Origin of the sequence: Weissella ceti, assembly GCF_018394055.1 — a bacterium.
In the GTDB taxonomy this organism is placed as follows: domain Bacteria; phylum Bacillota; class Bacilli; order Lactobacillales; family Lactobacillaceae; genus Weissella; species Weissella ceti.
In genome coordinates this window covers 976,431-993,937 of sequence record NZ_CP074441.1, presented here as the reverse complement: position 1 = coordinate 993,937, position 17,507 = coordinate 976,431, and the positions used below count along the sequence as shown (strand labels likewise).

General features: G+C 39.9%; 17 protein-coding genes. 16 read left to right on the top strand and 1 reads right to left on the bottom strand.

The window, feature by feature from the left end; all coding sequences use genetic code 11:
* Position 1 precedes the first annotated feature (1 nt).
* From coaA to KHQ31_RS05180, 5 genes are all read left to right on the top strand, one after another.
* A complete protein-coding gene (gene coaA / locus KHQ31_RS05200) occupies positions 2–949 on the top strand; it encodes a type I pantothenate kinase (RefSeq protein WP_213408505.1) in 948 nt (315 codons plus the stop codon).
* A gap of 389 nt (positions 950–1,338) precedes the next feature.
* The gene (locus KHQ31_RS05195) at positions 1,339–2,109 is read left to right on the top strand and encodes an aggregation-promoting factor C-terminal-like domain-containing protein (protein WP_213408503.1); all 771 of its coding nucleotides are present in this window, start codon (positions 1,339–1,341) and stop codon (positions 2,107–2,109) included.
* Between the two features lie 110 nt (positions 2,110–2,219).
* Entirely contained in the window at positions 2,220–3,746 is a 1,527-nt protein-coding gene (locus tag KHQ31_RS05190; protein WP_213408502.1) for a DHA2 family efflux MFS transporter permease subunit, read from the top strand.
* A gap of 1 nt (position 3,747) precedes the next feature.
* Entirely contained in the window at positions 3,748–4,323 is a 576-nt protein-coding gene (locus KHQ31_RS05185; RefSeq protein ID WP_213408499.1) for a DUF4811 domain-containing protein, read from the top strand.
* A gap of 250 nt (positions 4,324–4,573) precedes the next feature.
* On the top strand, positions 4,574–4,777 hold the full coding sequence (locus KHQ31_RS05180; RefSeq protein ID WP_213408497.1) for a cold-shock protein: 204 nt from the start codon (positions 4,574–4,576) through the stop codon (positions 4,775–4,777).
* Positions 4,778–4,917: 140 nt separating this feature from the next.
* Here the strand turns inward: KHQ31_RS05180 and KHQ31_RS05175 are convergent, their stop codons facing one another.
* Positions 4,918–6,156 carry an aminopeptidase gene (locus KHQ31_RS05175; protein ID WP_213408495.1) on the bottom strand — a complete coding sequence of 413 codons (1,239 nt, stop codon included), beginning with the start codon at positions 6,154–6,156 and terminating at the stop codon, positions 4,918–4,920.
* A 371-nt stretch (positions 6,157–6,527) separates the two neighbouring features.
* Between KHQ31_RS05175 and KHQ31_RS05170 the strand changes: the two genes are divergently transcribed.
* From KHQ31_RS05170 to hrcA, 11 genes are all read left to right on the top strand, one after another.
* The gene (locus KHQ31_RS05170) at positions 6,528–6,974 is read left to right on the top strand and encodes a hypothetical protein (protein WP_213408494.1); all 447 of its coding nucleotides are present in this window, start codon (positions 6,528–6,530) and stop codon (positions 6,972–6,974) included.
* A gap of 45 nt (positions 6,975–7,019) precedes the next feature.
* On the top strand, positions 7,020–8,042 hold the full coding sequence (locus KHQ31_RS05165; RefSeq protein WP_213408491.1) for an ABC transporter ATP-binding protein: 1,023 nt from the start codon (positions 7,020–7,022) through the stop codon (positions 8,040–8,042).
* Positions 8,042–8,851 carry an ABC transporter permease gene (locus KHQ31_RS05160; protein WP_213408489.1) on the top strand — a complete coding sequence of 270 codons (810 nt, stop codon included), beginning with the start codon at positions 8,042–8,044 and terminating at the stop codon, positions 8,849–8,851. Before KHQ31_RS05165 ends, KHQ31_RS05160 begins: the two co-directional genes overlap by 1 nt.
* Positions 8,852–8,915: 64 nt before the next feature.
* Complete coding sequence (locus tag KHQ31_RS05155) at positions 8,916–10,061, top strand: CDP-glycerol glycerophosphotransferase family protein (protein WP_213408487.1); 1,146 nt, start codon at positions 8,916–8,918, stop codon at positions 10,059–10,061.
* 165 nt (positions 10,062–10,226) lie between these two features.
* Positions 10,227–11,006, top strand: coding sequence for a type I methionyl aminopeptidase (gene map, locus KHQ31_RS05150; protein ID WP_213408485.1), 780 nt, complete (start codon positions 10,227–10,229; stop codon positions 11,004–11,006).
* 18 nt (positions 11,007–11,024) lie between these two features.
* Complete coding sequence (locus KHQ31_RS05145; RefSeq protein ID WP_213408483.1) at positions 11,025–11,654, top strand: sugar transferase; 630 nt, start codon at positions 11,025–11,027, stop codon at positions 11,652–11,654.
* 17 nt (positions 11,655–11,671) lie between these two features.
* Positions 11,672–12,031: a hypothetical protein gene (locus KHQ31_RS05140; RefSeq protein WP_213408481.1), complete on the top strand. Its 360-nt coding sequence runs from the start codon at positions 11,672–11,674 to the stop codon at positions 12,029–12,031.
* Positions 12,032–12,063: 32 nt separating this feature from the next.
* Entirely contained in the window at positions 12,064–12,999 is a 936-nt protein-coding gene (locus tag KHQ31_RS05135) for a glycosyltransferase family 2 protein (protein WP_213408479.1), read from the top strand.
* A 75-nt stretch (positions 13,000–13,074) separates the two neighbouring features.
* A complete protein-coding gene (locus tag KHQ31_RS05130) occupies positions 13,075–13,848 on the top strand; it encodes a DUF4422 domain-containing protein (protein WP_213408477.1) in 774 nt (257 codons plus the stop codon).
* A 150-nt stretch (positions 13,849–13,998) separates the two neighbouring features.
* Positions 13,999–16,305, top strand: coding sequence for a GH25 family lysozyme (locus KHQ31_RS05125; protein WP_213408475.1), 2,307 nt, complete (start codon positions 13,999–14,001; stop codon positions 16,303–16,305).
* A gap of 167 nt (positions 16,306–16,472) precedes the next feature.
* On the top strand, positions 16,473–17,495 hold the full coding sequence (hrcA, locus tag KHQ31_RS05120; protein ID WP_213408473.1) for a heat-inducible transcriptional repressor HrcA: 1,023 nt from the start codon (positions 16,473–16,475) through the stop codon (positions 17,493–17,495).
* Positions 17,496–17,507 lie beyond the last annotated feature (12 nt).

Genomic DNA, 17,507 nt, shown 5'->3' with positions numbered 1-17,507 from the left:
CATGAATGATGCCAAGTTGATGAACTATGTATCATATCCAAAAGAGCAATGGCGGCATATTGGTCAGGAAACTCCGGTTCAAATGCCTAGCGCTATTGATGCGGCGTTTCTAACTCGTATTAAGGCCTTTAACGACCAAATCTCTCTTGGGGATGTACAAGACGTTTATCTACCACTAGTACGTTATGTACGCTTTCTATATGAAGAGTTCAGAACACATCGTCGTAATGAAGCGATGTTCTTACATGAAAACAGCAATGATATGCCTTTTGTGATTGGGATTGCTGGTTCAGTGGCTGTCGGGAAGACAACGACGGCACGTTTATTAACATATCTATTACAAGACCTGTTTGGAGAACAAGAAGTCGCCTTGATGACCACAGACGGTTTTTTGAAAACAAATGCTCAATTAATGGCTGAGGGGATGATGGAACGCAAAGGCTTTCCAGAGTCGTACGATATGCCTAAATTGTTGGCATTTATGGATGAAGTTAAATCTGGAACAGACACGCTACGTTCGCCTAAATACTCGCATGATATTTCAGATGTGATGCAAGATGAGTTTGACGAGTTTTCAAAACCTTCTATATTAATTGTCGAAGGAATCAACACTTTACAGTCTAGTGTGGGATCGGCCGTTTATTTATCAGACTTTTTTGATTTTTCTATCTATATAGATGCGGATACAGATTTGATTGCACACTGGTATTTAGACCGATTTGAGGCGTTGTTAGATCAAACAGAAGTGGTCAATGATCCGGAAAATTATTTTTTTGAACTGGCGCAACAACCACGAAAACAAGCCTTGGCGTATGCCCAATCTGTTTGGGAAACCGTTAATTTACCTAATTTAACGCAATATATATTGCCGACACGTGAGCGTGCGGATTTAATTTTACGTAAATCGATTGGTCATGGTATTGATCAAATATGGTTACGAAAACACTAAAAAATAAACTTTACTACATTACAGTTATGTTACAAACTAGTTTGATGGACGCTTTATTTTAGTGTTTAGAGATTATTTCAATAAAAATAACGAAATTATAGGAATTAATTAACTGGTTAAGTAAAAGGTTTTTGCAGTGTTTAGAGATAGGGTTTTGGGCGATTTTTCGTCGAATGTGATATTTATGTTACAGAAAAACGCATCGTTTAGTCATCTAATAGATTGTTTGACATTTTTTTGAAATATAAAAGCATGCTAGCTTGTTAAGATAGTTCTTGTGATTGCGACAGGTAATCACTAAGGACGACCTGTGATAACACAAGTTGCTTTAACAATTAGCATTTGATAATCGTGGTTACACGATATGATCAATGGAGGATTTTAAAGAAATGAAGACATCAAAAGAAGTTGCCTTAACGGTGGCTGGAATCGTTGCATTGTTGACGACCGGCCAAACTATGGTTCACGCTGCATCAACACTATCAGCTAACCAATCAGCTGATTCAGAACTAGCTGTGTCAATCGACGACATGGTTTCTGCATCAGCCTCAAACACTAACATTACTTTTGCGGACCAAAACATCCGTGTTACATCAAACACATCTGTATCATCTGATAAGATTGCAGATGACACAAAGTCAAACGCTGACAAGGCTGCCGAAAAGGCTGCTAAGGTTGCTAAGGAAACTGCAGCCAAGCAAGAAGCTGCTGAAAAGGCTGCTAAGGCTGCAGAAGAAAAGGCAAAGAAGGAAGCTGAAGAAGCTGCTAAGGCGGCCGAAGAACAAGCTAAAAAGGAAGCGGAAGCTGCCGAAAAAGCAGCCGCTGAAGAAGCTGCCGCAGTAGCCGCACAAGCAGCTGCTACACCAGCACCTTCAGCACCACGTGCTTCTGCTGCGCCTGCTGGTTCAGGATCAGTTTACAGCCAATTTATTGCTGCTGGTGGAACACCTGCAATGTGGCGCACGATCGTGCTACCTGAATCAGGTGGAAACCCAAATGTTGTTTCAGCTGCTGGATACCGCGGACTTGGTCAAACTAAGGAAGCTTGGGGTTCAGGTTCAGTTGCAACACAAACTCAAGGTATGCTTGGATACGCAACATCACGTTATGGATCAGTTGACGGAGCACTAAAGTTCCGTAACGCTAACGGATGGTGGTAATCCACTTAAACACTCACAAGAAATTGTGGGTGTTTTTTTGTTTATCATGTACTTGTAATTCAATCTTAATAGGAATAGAATAGTTTATCAGCAATTAAAGGAGAATTGACATGGCACAAAATAAGCAAAAAACTAGGCCAGTAGATATTCATGGCAAGTCGTTTAGTCGATTTGCGATGATGGCACTGATTCTAAGTGCGACATTTGCTGGAGTGTTGATGCAAACATCATTGGGAACTGCTTTACCAACATTAATGGAAAGCTTTGATATTAATCTTGCAACAGCACAACAAGCAACAACATGGTTCTTGTTAGCAAACGGGATTATGATTCCGGTATCAGCGTATCTAACAACCAAATTTCCAACGCGTTGGCTATATTTAGCTGCCTTTGCGTTGATTATCTTAGGAATGGGTGTATCTGTTCTGACACCACCACAACCAGATATGTGGAATATGTTCTTGGTAGGACGTATTCTTGCTGCTTTGGGGGTTGGTATTACAATGCCACTTATGCAGGTGGTTATGGTTAATATCTTCCCAGCCGAAGAACGTGGAGCTGCAATGGGGCTAGGAGGACTAGTTGTTGGGATGGGACCAGCGATTGGGCCAGTTCTATCAGGATGGATTCTTGAGTCACCACACACAGTATTCGGTATGACGATTGAAGATACATGGCAATCAATTTTCTACTTCCCAATGGTCGTATTAAGCATCGCGTTTGTATTAGGATTCTTCCTCTTGAAGGACGTTGTGCCAAACAAGAAGATTCAATTAGACATGTTGTCATTGATTGAATCAATTATTGGGTTCGGGTTGTTCCTATGGGGATTCACAAATGTCGCAGCCTTTGGTTGGTTTGACATGACAAACGTTATTTTGCCAATTGTCTTTGGTGTCTTGATTATTGCAATCTTTATTCGCCGTCAATTGCACTTGGCAGAACCATTCTTGAACGTCCGTGTCTTCCAAAATAAGCAATTCGCACTTACAACACTAGCTATCATGATGGCTATGATGGCCATGATGGGTGTTGAAATGATGTTGCCAACATATTTGCAAAACATTCACGGAATGAATGCGTTCCGCTCAGGATTAGTATTGTTACCAGGAGCGTTGGTAATGGGAATGATGTCACCAATCGCTGGTCGTGTATATGACCGTATTGGTGCACGTCGTTTAGCGGCTGTTGGATTCAGTATCTTGGCAATTGGAACACTACCATTTGTCTTTTTGACTGTTGAAGCACCAGAAGCCTATATCACTGCTTTGTACGCATTACGTATGTTTGGTATTGCGATGGTTATGATGCCGTTGACAGCCTCAGCGATGGGAGCTTTGCCGCCAGAACAGGCTAGTCACGCAACGGCCTCAAACAACACGGCTCGTCAAGTGTCATCAGCCGTGGTTGTGGCGTTGTTGACGTCAGTTACACAAAATGTGATTGACACTAACAAGCCAACAGAAGCACTACGTGCAGCTGATCCAATTAAATATGCAAGCGACTTCTTGAACGCTTCAATGGATGGATTCCGTATCTCATTTACATTGAGTTTGGTCTTTGCGTTAGTTGGTATCGTTGTTGCGTACTTCTTGCACACTGGTAAGACAGGACAAAAGAAGGCGGAGGTGAAGTAATATGATTATGATTTTAATGGCAATCTTCGCCGTATTAACGTTTGTAGCCTGGTTAGTTGTGCCAGTTCGAAAGACGCGTTTGATTGTCGGAACGATTTCGGCGTTAGGGTTAATACTAACGGTTGGTGCCATGACTTTGAATTTCACTCATCATCTAGGTATGAAGGAAGTTGAAACAGTTGAAACTAAGGCCATTTACTCTGCTGGTGATCCATGGCTACCAAATGGTATTATGATTGCTGAACCACTAGGGACAGCAAAAAATCATTATGTAATGGTATATCGTGATACAAAGGCGGATACGACACCTAAAGCACACTTTAAGCCAAACCAGGATGATTTGACGGAGGCTACTAAAAGTCACGCAACATTTAAGCAAAGCGCAGCTTATAAGCGTGCAGAGGTTGAAGTAAAGACAACTCGTCTTGAATGGAAGAATGATGTCGTAAAGTGGTTGTTTGGAACCAGTGGTCAAGATCACACTGTTGTTAGCGAGGTAGCTACTGTCCATGTACCAAACGACTGGATGGTGCTGACACAAGCAGAAGCAAAGAAAATGATGTCGCAAATGAAGTAATGGATTTAAGTGGACATCCTATGGGGTATTCAAGTCAATATGCTAATTATTCGTATGTAAACTTTATAAATTAAAAAAGCATATATGAATTATGAAGAATTTTACTAGCTAATTGTTTGAGAGGCGTGTTATACTTATACACGTAGTTAAAACTAAAAAAAGATTATTAAAGTGTTTTTTGCAACATTGAAGTATCTGGCATAGTTTTGTTGTTATTAAAAGTTTGGCGTATGCCAGGAGGTTGCATATTATGGAACAAGGTTCAGTAAAGTGGTTCAACGATGACAAGGGATTCGGATTTATCGCCCGCGAAAACGGTGACGATGTATTCGTACACTTCTCAGCTATCCAAGGTGACGGTTTCAAGTCATTGAACGAAGGACAAGCTGTTGAATTTGAAGTAGTTAACGGAGACCGTGGACTACAAGCAGAAAACGTTTCAAAGATCGGTTAATTCCAATCAATGAACGTTAAGGAAGCACCTCTTAGGAGGTGCTTTTTTGTTGCTTTTAAATAAAAAATAAAAAGAAAGCCTCGACAACTTCCTAAGAAGAAATGTCGAGGCTTTTGTTATTTAATAATCCTTTTTAAGGCTTAGGCCCAATCACCGTCACGGAAAACAGGAACACTTGAACCGTCAGGTAAGATACCATCAACTTGCATGTCGGATGATCCAATCATGAAGTCAACGTGGACAACAGATTCATTTTGTCCCTTAGCTTGACGTGCTTCAGTATCCATTGTTGTACCATTCTTGATATTAGAAGGGTAGGCAGCGCCGATTGCTAAGTGGCATGAGGCGTTTTCGTCGAATAGAGTGTTGTAGAAGACGATTCCAGACTCAGAAATAGGTGAGTGGAATGGTACCAATGAAACTTCTCCAAGTGACTTTGCGCCATCATCAGTAGAGATCAGTTGTTGTAAGACCGCTTCGCCGCTAGAAGCGGTGGCAGAAACAATCTTACCGGCTTCAAAAGTTAATTGGATATCGTTAATCAAGACACCTGCATAAGATAGTGGCTTAGTTGATGTAACGGTTCCTGAAATATTACGGAAGTCTGGTGATGTAAAGACTTCTTCAGTTGGCATATTCGCAACAAAACGTGAACCAGACTTGTCAGTTGAATCGGCAGCTTCCCAGACATGATCAGTTGCTAGACCAATAGTTAGGTCAGTAACGGTTGATTTGAAGTGTAATTCAGTAAAGTTTTGTTCTGTTAGCCAAGCGCCTTGGGCATTCAAGGTTGCGATATGCTTTGACCATTCATCGGTTGGGTTATTATCAACTGTCACACGATTGATTTTGAAGATTTGTTCCCACAATGCATCTTGTGCATCGGCGGCAGAAAGGCCTGAGAAAATCTTTTGCGCCCATGCTTGTCCTGCTGCACCGACGACACACCAATCTAGATCGTTATTCATGGTTGCTTGACGAACTGGTGCAACAGCACGTTGGTAAGCTTGTTCAAATGTTGACACACGTTGGCCATCAATTCCAGCAAAACCGTCAGGATCATTTGAAACAACCGCAATACGTGATGTCACGTTATCGGCAATTTCTTGTGCACGAACGCTAGCTGATTCAGGTAGTGATTGTAGGTCGCTGTCACTTGCATGACGTAGAAACTCGCGCTTAGTGTGCAAGTCAGACCAATCAACGTCAACACGATTTGCCCCGCCAGCATATGCTGCATCTGTTAAGGCATGAACAAGTTGTTGTTGATCAATTTCCGCATAAATAATAACATTTTGTCCCTTGCGAATATTAATCCCAGTATTCACAATTAAATTTGCGTATTTAGTTAACAAAGTATCAAAATTTTGAATCGTCATATAATGCCTCCAGTTAATTTAAGTTATTTCAATGATACCTTACTGCTTTTTGAATGCAATAAATCTTATGTGAAAAAATATAAAATGTAAGGAAAGGTAGCATGTGCTGTGAAAAACTAAGTAAGTAATCATAAAATCACGGTATAGAGTGTTATTCTCAAGCAGGAATGGCGTATACTATAACGATAGTCTTTGAAATGATTTCATTGACGGCACGAGTTATAAAATGAGCGGCCGACACATCCAGTAAATTGGATGTTGGCATGATTACCGTGTAATCTTTAAGTTGATTTAACGTGTAATGAGTACATTAATATTTAAGTTAAAAACTTGATGGAAATAGAGATCATTAAGTAGGATGGAGGGACTATATGGTAGTCTTAGATACGATTTTATTGTTGGTGTGTGCATTCATGATGATTAAGTCATGGGGGCAATATCAATCTTTTGCGAACACTGAGCGTGTGCAAAAACTAAATAAAAAGATGCAAGAAAATCAATTTAAAATGATGAACATTGATCCAGAAGCAAATGAATCAATGGAAGATTTAATGGCCCGCGTTGCCAAGCAAATGCAAGAAATGACGCAAGATGTTGCTGCAAAACAAAATACCAAAGATATGATGATTTTGAATGCGAATCGTAGTCGTGCTATTGCGTTTTCTGTATTGTTTACAACATTTGCACTTTCAACAGCCTTTCAATGGCTGCAAGTGAATGGATTAATCCAGATTGGGGTTAGTTTGATTGGATTTTTCGTCACAGCGCTTAGCCTAATTAAGTCACGTAATCTATTACAAATGAGTCAAAAGTTATAATAGACGTTCTGCGAGAACATAGACACGATTAACAAGGAGGCTAAAATGGAAACAACAAAAGAAAAGAAAATTGAAGCCAAGTATATTACCAAACAGTATGAGCTAGCGCCGAGTCGTGTGGAAAAACTCCAAGCGACTTTGTTTAATCGTGATTTTGCTGTGTTTTGGGCTGTTCGTGGTGTTAGTTTTACCGCATATGCAGGAGAAACAATTGCTATTGTTGGAACGAATGGTTCAGGTAAGTCAACGTTGATGAAAATGGTGGCTGGGATTATTCCGAACACTTCTGGGACTATTAACATTCATGGCGATACTTCTTTGATTGCAATTAATGCTGGCTTGCGTGGCGGGATGACAGGACGTGAAAATATTAAGCTAAAAGGGCTGATGCTTGGTTTAACTGAGCAAGAAATTGATGAGCGCATGGAAGATATCATTGATTTTTCAGAGCTAGGAGACTTTATTGAACAGCAAGTGAAGCACTATTCATCTGGAATGAAATCGAAATTAGGATTTGCCATCTCAGTATATACGAATCCAGATATCATTATTGTGGACGAAGCCTTATCTGTAGGGGATGCAACCTTCAACCGGAAGGCGCTTGCTAAAATCAAGGATTTTCAAGCAGCAGGGAAAACAATATTTTTTGTTTCTCACGACTTGAAGCAAGTCCGTGAAATGGCTGATAAAGTGCTGTGGATGCATTTTGGTGAAGTGCGTATGTTTGGACCAACGCGGGAAGTCATGGATCAATATGATGCGTTTGTAGATGAATATAAAGCACTAGATTCGGCTGGGCAAATACAGTATCGTGATGAAAAGCGAGAAGCACAAATGAGTTTTTCTGTTGAAAAGTTGGCGGAACGTGCAATGAACCAAGTAAGTACACCGGTTGACAAACAGGCAGTAAAAAATCAGGTTTTTTCGCAACCGTTCAACGATCGGCTAACGCTAGGTGATAAAATTGGACTGGCATTATTTATGATGATTGCAATTTTCTTAGGATCAACATTAATTGGCCAGGCAAGCGTATTGATGGGGATGGTTGCTGCTGGAGGGATGAATTGATGATGAAAGACTTGTGGCAAGTGTTGCAGGAAATAGGTCAACATTTCACAACTGCAAATCGACTTGCACGATTTAATATAGCTTCACGATGGGCTGACAACTATTTAGGCTCTGCTTGGGATTATTTAGAACCACTAATGTACATTGCGACCTATTTTATTGTCTTCGGGCTGGGTATGTACAACGGTACTGTGCACAATCAACCGTATATTTTGTGGTTATTAGTAGGGATTGTTCCTTGGTATTTTATTAAAGGCTCATTTACAAGAGGGATGACAAGTATTTCGTCACAACTTGGAATGTTAACGAAAACGAAATTTCCGCTATCTATTGCGCCTGTGGTGCCAATGTTAGAGGAATTTCGACGTTTTCTTGTATTGATTGGATTAACGATAATTGTAATTATGTTGTTTGGTATTATGCCCAACTTGATGTGGTTACAAGTCATTTATGCGATTTTTGCGATGTGGACATTTATGCTAGGGATGAATTTATTAACCTCAACCCTAACTATCTTAGTACCTGATTTTAAAACGGCAGCGGATTTATTTTTCCGGTTAGCCTTCTTTATTTCGGGCGTCATTATTAATGTAGATACCCGTAACTTACCAGATGTGGTGGTTACGATTTTGAAGATGACACCGTTCTACTATATTTTGGATAGTTTTCGTGTCAGTTTATTGTTCAATGAAAGTGTTTTTTATAACCCTATCAATTCAGCGTTTTTCTGGACAATAACCGTGTTGATGTTGTGGATTGGAGCGATTGTACACGTGCGCCTACGTGGAAAGTTTATGGATTTGGTTTAATGTCATCAGGAGCGGTTTGTGTATGGTACATGAGCCTACGCTGATACATATTAAGGAGTAAGATATGCAACAATTAAAAAATAAAATTAAGAATTCGACATTGCTTGGGCGTATGTATGGCGTCTTGCAATTGAGTTTCATTAAATTCTTACAGTTGTTTGTGCGGGTGGATGACAAGCAGATTATGTTTATGGCCTATAGCGGCCGTCAATTTAGTGATTCTCCACGTGAAGCGTTTGAATTGTTGCAGGCAGACCCAGCCTATGCTGATTTTAAATTTGTGTGGGCGTTTAATGATCCCAAAGCAGTTGATCATTCAGGCATTACCAAGAAGGTATCCGCAAATTCAGTGACGTATTTTTACCATCTGTTGCGCTCTAAGTACTGGGTGTCAAATGCCTCAATTGAGCGCTTAACGCCATTTAAACATCCTAAAAATGTGTATATTCAATTTTGGCATGGTATTCCAATGAAACATCTTGGCGTGGATGAAAAATCAATTAGTCCATTAGTCAAGCGATGGTATCAAAATGCGGATTTTGATTATCTGTTTACGTATGGTCAATATGATACAGAACGTTTTAAGCGCATTTTTCCTGCAGCGCAACGTTACAATGAAGTGGGACAATTACGTAAGCATGCGTTAGAAAAACTACGTCTAACATTTGATCGTAAGCAATCGCTTGAACAGTTACATCTGAATCCCAACAAACCGACTTTGTTATATGCGCCAACATTCCGTGAATACACAAGTGATAATCAAAACTTAGCATATTTAGGTCGTGGAGCTTTGAGTGAGCTAGCAGTGACGTATAATGTGATTTATCGTGGTCATTATTTTATGGAGCGCGGAGACAAAATACCTGGTGTCGTTGTAGCGAATGATATGGACCTAAATGCATTATTCTTAATGAGTGATGTTTTAGTAACGGATTACTCAAGTCTGTTATTTGATTATGCAGCAGAACTAAAGCCAATTTATTTGTATGAAGCGGACTTAGCTGAATATCAAGAGAAACGTGGTTTATACATTTCGGGTGAGGAATTATCATTACCTGTTGCACATAGTGAGGCAGAATTGTTAAACATGTTAGGCGAGGGTGAGAAATTAGAGACATCAGCAGTTGAAGATGTATTGACATATTACAATTCAGTGCCTACGCAAAAAACAGTCGACTTTTTGTTTGAAATTATTCCTGCGGCTGATTAAAATGCATTAATGATAAGAACGAGACTGCAATTAATGTTGGTCTCGTTTTTTTGATGAGTTAAAAAGAAATGATAAGGAAAGCGTTACATGTGTTAGTTTATTAACACCTAGCCATAAAGTGCGCTATAATAGTATTAATGTAAAAAAATAAGGAAGTGGATGTAAATGATCACAATTAAATCAGATCGCGAAATTAATGCCATGAAGGAATCTGGTGCAATTATTGCGGGGATGCATCAAGGTCTTCGTGATATTATTAAGCCAGGAATTTCAACATGGGAAATTGAAGAATTTGGACGTGACTACATTGAGAGTCGTGGTGCTCGCGCCGCACAAATCGGCTTTGAAGGATTTGAATTTGCGACAACGGTTTCTGTTAATGATGAAGTTGCACATGCGTTTCCTCGTAAGAATGAAATTCTACGCGAAGGAGACTTAGTCACGGTTGATACAGTTGTGGAATTGGATGGATTCTACACTGATTCAGCATGGTCATATGCGGTTGGTGAAGTGTCAGATGAAGTTAAGCAATTGATGGATGTGACATTGAAGGCTTTGTACCTTGGAATTGATCAAGCACAAGTTGGAAACCGTATTGGTGATATTGGTTCTGCAATTGATGAATATGTAAAGCAATTTGGTTACGGTAATGTACGTGATTATGTTGGACATGGAATTCAACCTACAATGCACGAAGAACCATCAGTCCCTCATTATGGGACAGCGGGACGTGGATTACGTTTGAAGCCAGGAATGACCATTACAATCGAACCGATGATTAATCTAGGTGGTTGGCAAGTTGAAACATCTGCTGTTGATGGGTGGACAGTTACAACAAAGGATGGCTCATGGTCATGTCAATATGAACACACAATTGCGATTACAAATGACGGTCCAAAGATTTTGACAAGTCAAGATGCTGAAATGGACGCGAAGTATTTGTAATTCCATAGAGGAGTTGAGATGCATAAATTTAGTAAGAGCTATATTTTTGCCAAACGGTTTTTAGATATTTCAGTTGCAATTTTTGCGTTAATTATTTTTGCTCCCATTTTTGCAATCGTGATGTGTTTCTACATGTTTGGTAGCAATAAAGGACCAATCTTTTATCGACAAGAGCGAATTGGATATCATCATAAGCCGTTTAAAATCTATAAGTTCCGATCAATGGTTGTGAACGCAGAACAAAAATTATTAGAGAATGAAAAGTTGTATGCTAAGTTCGTAGAAAATGGCTACAAACTACCAACCGAAGAAGATCCGCGGATTACTAAGTTTGGTGTCTTTATTCGCAAAACTTCGATTGATGAATTACCACAGTTCTTGAATATCTTAAAAGGAGATATGAGTATCATTGGGCCGCGACCGGTGGTAGAACGTGAACTCGTTGAATACGGTGATGAAGTCGAAGAATTCTTGTCTGTTAAACCAGGTGCGATGGGCTTGTGGCAAGCGACTGGACGTAGTACGATTCAATATCCAGAGCGAGCAACGTTGGAATTAAAGTATGCTAAAGAAGCAAATATGTGGTTTGATTTTAAAATTATTTTTAAGACAATTGCGGCTATTTTCCAACGTGATGGTGCCATGTAACTAGGAGTGAATGGGCAATGCAGAATAAAAAACGAACAAGTTTATACATCGTGTTAATTAGTATTACGCTGGTTTTGATTGGTGGAAGTATCTGGCTGATGAATGCAGTTGATACTATCGAATCTAAGGAAGATGCTGCAGTGTCTTCTAAAGTGTTGCCAACCCAACAAATGCCAGACACATATGACCCAAACGTTGATGCAAATGGACGTTTGGTGACATCTAATGATGTTGAACGAGTGCGTCAAGAGTTACTAGATGCGGGACTACCTGCAGACAAGTTTGCACCTAGTGATATTAAGAAAATTATTGTTAAATCATCTACGCAAGGGATGGACGTCATCACCTATGCACGTGAAAATTTCCACGGTAATTAGTTACTAAGGAATTAAACTTAGGAGTAAATTTTATGGAAAAGCTTTCGATCATTGTACCTGTGTACAACGAAGAAATCATGATTCCAATTTTTACAGAAGCGGTTGAGCAAATTCGTATTAACGAATTACCAAATATTGCTTTTGAATATTGGTTTATTGACGATGGATCATCTGATTCAACGTTAGCAGAATTACGTAAGTTACAAGCAGAAATGCCAGACCAGGTACACTATGTATCATTCTCACGTAATTTTGGGAAAGAAGCAGCGTTGTATGCTGGTCTTCAAAAAGCAACAGGTGATTATGTTGCTGTCATGGACGTTGATCTACAAGATCCGCCTGAGCTATTGCCAGAAATGGTCGCAGGCGTTGCGTCAGGAGAATACGATTGTGTGGGAACACGTCGTACAACCCGTGATGGTGAACCGCCAATTCGTACGTTCTTTAGTAAGATGTTTTACAAATTGATCAATCGTATTTCTTCAACGCATATTGTTGAAGGTGCACGTGATTACCGTGTTATGTCCCGCCAAGTGGTGGAAGCTTTGTTGAGCATGACGGAGTATAATCGTTTCTCTAAGGGGATGTTTAGCTGGGTTGGGTTCAATACAAAGTATCTTGAATTCAAGAATAAGGACCGTGTGGCCGGAGAGACATCATGGTCTTTCTGGAGTCTGTTGAAGTATTCAATTGAAGGAATTGTCAACTTTTCACAGGCACCTTTGGTACTTGTTTCCGTTCTTGGCTTGCTTTCATGTATCGGTGCAGCTATCGGAAGTATTTTCTTAGTTGCTCGTACATTGTTTACATCAGCGACGGTGGTGTCTGGCTGGACATCAATGATTGTTATTATCCTGTTTATGGGTGGTATTCAATTACTAAGTATCGGGATAGTGGGGCGTTATATTTCAAACATTTATTTGGAAGTGAAGAAGCGACCAGTCTATCTTTCAAAAGAAGAACGTTAATTAATGATTTCATTAAAAATCTCTCAAAACGAGTCATATGGTTTTGGGAGATTTTTTTACAGAGAGGATAAACCTATGAAGATTTTAGTTGCGGCCCATAAGCCGTACCAAATGCCAGATGATCCTATTTACCAACCGGTGTATGTTGGTGCAGCGCTTAAGGAAAATATGCCTGAAGGGTATATTGGTGATGATACTGGGAAGAACATGTCACCTATGAATGCACATTTTAATGAATTAACAGCACTATATTGGGCTAAGTACAATTTGCAAGATGAAGACATTCTGGGGTTGATGCATTATCGTCGTTATTTTGGTCGTAAGGCGTCACATTCGTTGACAGATGTTTTGTCAGGAGAAGAAATTCGTAAGGCGTTAACAGAAGTAGATGTTTTGGTGCCCAAAGCACGTAATTACTTTATTGAAGATCAACAAACACATTATTTCAACGCACATGAACATCTACCATTTCAAGTTATGAAGGATGTTATTGGGACAGCGTTTCCGGAATATAGTGATGCATTCGAGCAAGTATGTCGTTCACCTAAAGCACACCTATTTAACATGCAAATGATGAAACAAGCGGATTTTCAGTCGTTTACTGATTTTGTCTTTGGTGTATTAGAAAAGGTCGAACCAAAGATTCCATATCGGGAATATGAAGGACAAGAAAGCCGTGTATTTGGTTTCTTGTCAGAATATCTATTAGACACGTGGATGATCACTAATCATAAAACATTCCGTGAATATCCGCTGGTTACTACAGAAAAAACGAATTGGCTTGATAAAGGTTCAGCGTTTTTGATCCGAAAGTTTACTAAGAAAAAAAATAAAAAGACTCACTTTTAAGTTTCGTGCAACACAACGGTAATTTTAGCCGTTTCTTGTAAAGTAGATGTCATTAACAAATAAGGAGCAGATATGTTAAACTGGAAACTGTTTGTTATGTACAATTTTAGTTAAATTAAATATAGGGTAGATGTGTTAGGCGAAATGAGTATGAAGATCAAAAGCTTACTGTTAGTAGGGCTTTCTGTAGGGATTATGGGACTAATCCATTCGGACGATGCGCAAGCAAGTTCACCATGGGTAAACATTACGGATAAGTCAGTACCGCGAACAGATTTTGTGGATATTTCGTCACATAATGGTGTTCCAACGGTTGCTGAATTTAAAATTATGAAGAGCTATGGTGTGAAAGGGGTAATGGTTAAGCTTACCGAGGCGACTAGTTACCGTAACCCATATGCTGCAAGTCAAATTGCCAATGCTAAAGCAGCTGGTATGCGAATTGGTGGGTACCACTATAGCTGGTATGCTAATCCTGCCCAAGCCCGTATTGAAGGTCAATATTTTGCGCAATTTGCAAAAGAACTAGGGCTTTCAAAGAATACACCGATGGCAGACGATCTAGAAGAACCATCAATGATTTCTGTGAACTCCAACGGGCGTGTGAATGCTAATGTTGCAGCGTTCCGTTCAGGAGTAGCATCAAAGGGTTACACAAACAACGTTTTGTATACCTACGCGTCATATTCAACACAAACGAATTTGAATCAAGATGCATATGGTAAGCGCAAAATCTGGATGGCCTCATACCCATTTACTCCAAGTAAACAATATCTTTGGCACACTGATTTAGGTATGTGGCAATTTAACAGTAATATGCATTTCCCTAATGTTCGTGGAACTTTTGATGCGAATATTGACTATACTGGGGTCATGACACCAGCAAAGCCAAAACCAAAGCCTGTTAAAAAGGTCAACCCAACAACGCTTAAGAAGCAAATGAAGTTCAATCAAAAGAATCGTACAGATGGCTTGTATGCACAAGCGCCTTACGGTTATGGTGGTGCTAAGTTCGTCGGACGTCCTAAGCATGGCGCGGTTGTGAATGTTGAAAAACAAGAAAAGGCAAGTAACGGAGTTATCTGGTACTACGGAAAGGTTAACGGGCAATACGCTTGGTTTGATGCCAAGAGTGTTGTGAATGTTCCTAAAAAGCGTGTCGTAATCAAGACAGTGGTAAGTAATCAAACAACACGTCGAGATGGGTTGTTCGTTAATGCACCATATGGTCAAAAGAATGCTCAATTTGTCGGACGCATGCCACATAACGTTAAAATTGAAGTAGAAAAGCAAAAGACAACTGCAAGCAAGGTTCTTTGGTACTACGGTAAGGTGAACGGTAAGTATGTATGGTTTGATGCGACTGCTGTGGCGGGACCCGTTAAGCTAAATACACAAAATGTGAATAAGACATATGTAAGTCGTCAATTTGGTCGTAAAGATGGTATGTATATGTACACACCATTTGGATATCGTGATGCTAAATACGCAGGTCGTATGCCAAACAATGTACGTATTTATGTTGATAAGAAGTTAACAACATCAAATAATGTTGTTTGGTACTATGGTCAGGTTAACGGCAAGTACGTATGGTTTGATTCAAAGGCGGTTGTAGCACCAAGTAACTTAAAGACAACGCCAGTCAATAAAACATATGTAACGAGTCAATTTGGTCGTAAGGATGGTATGTACATGTACACGCCATTTGGATATAGTGATGCTCATTATGCAGGTCGTATGCCTAACGATGTGCGTGTTTACGTCGATAAGAAGTTTACAACGTCAAATAATGTTGTTTGGTACTATGGTCAAGTTAATGGCAAGTATGTGTGGTTTGACTCAAAGGCTGTAGTTGCACCAAGTAACTTAAAGACAACACCAGTTAATAAGACCTATGTAACTAATCAAGCTGGACGTAAGGATGGTATGTATGTGAATGCACCATTCCAATATCGTGATGCCAAGTATGCTGGACGTGTACCAAATAATCGTGCAATTCTAGTTGAAAAGAAATTCACTGATGCAAAGAAGGTTGTTTGGTACTATGGTAAGGTTAACGGATACTATGTTTGGGTTGATTCACGAAGTGTGAAAGCTCAAGCGGTTGCCCCTGTTAAGAAGGCCGCTCCTAAAAAAGTAGTTAAAAAGACAACACCAAAGAAGGTAGTTAAGAAGGCTCCAGCCAAGAAAACTGCTAGTGTATTAGATTTAGAAAAAGTTAATGCGCAACAAGTAGATGCCGATTTTGTCTTCAATCAAGCTAAGCGTCAGGATGATCTTTACAAGTTCTCACCACGCGGTGAAGCTGGATCAGAAAAGTTACGTAAAGCTGTTGATGGTGAAGTTGTACATGTGATTGGTCAATTCGTTGCCGAAGATGACACGATTTGGTACAACACAGAAATTAATGGTGAATCAGTTTGGTTTGAAGCTAAGGCTGGTCGTCTAGACGTTTAAAATTAAAAACAAGAAATGCAGTCTATCAGTCGATAGGCTGTTTTTTTGTGGTGGTGTTAGCACTCTGAAAAAAGGAGTGCTAAAAAGGTTGACAAAGAACTAAAAGGCATGTAATATAGTCGTTGTTAGCAAGAGGTATACGAGAGTGCTAACCAAGGAGGTGTATTATGTTAGCTGAAAGGCAAGCATTGATTTTGAAGGAAATTATTCGAAATTACGTTGATACGGGTAAGGCGGTCGGTTCGAAAGTCTTAGTCGAAGAACTACAGTTAAATGTTAGTTCAGCAACGGTTCGAAATGATATGGCTGTGTTAGAACGGTTAGGTTTCATTGAAAAAGAACATACATCTTCTGGTCGTGTGCCAGCGCAAGCGGGATATCGCCATTATGTCAATGTGTTAATGGCTGGTAATCAAGGAGCAGGGCAGATTGCTGATGCGATGCAACGAGCATTTTCACGAAACTTTCAACAAGTGGATGATGTGCTTGAAAGTGCCGCGGATGAATTGGCGACGCTAACTGGTTACACAGTGATGGCATTGAAGCCTGATTCTCGTGAGAATCGATTATCAGGTTTCCGACTTGTTCCATTAGATGGACAACAAGTCATGGCGATTATCGTAACGAATGATGGTGAGGTAACAAGCCAGAGTTTCCGCATACCTGCGGATATGGATCTACATGAGTTAGATAACATGGTGCAATATATTAACCAAACATTAGTTAACCAATTAGTTAGCGATGTCTTGGCAACGATTGCTAGTGATTATCCAATGAAGACAGATCGCGTTATCCGTACGCCGGTTGCGTTCTTGCAAATGTTTGGTGATGTGTTGGCACGAACAGTTCGCGATAAAGTTGTTATCGGAGGTCGTTTGAATATGTTGGACTTCTCAGATGAAGTGAGTCCACAGAATGTTAAGCGAATCTATGAACTGATTGAGTCACCAAAAGCCATGCGACGATTGGTTAATTATATGCCTGGTCAGGTTGCTGTGCATATCGGATCAGAAAATGATCAATCATTGTTGCAACAGTACAGTCTGCTGTCGACAACATTTGATGTACCCGGCCATGGGTTAGGTGCATTAGCGTTGATTGGACCGATGGCGATGAAGTATGGTGAGTCTGTACATGCATTGGAGTCGTTCCGAGAAGGCGTTCAAGCGCAAATGCGCGAATATTATTAAAATTGATATGGA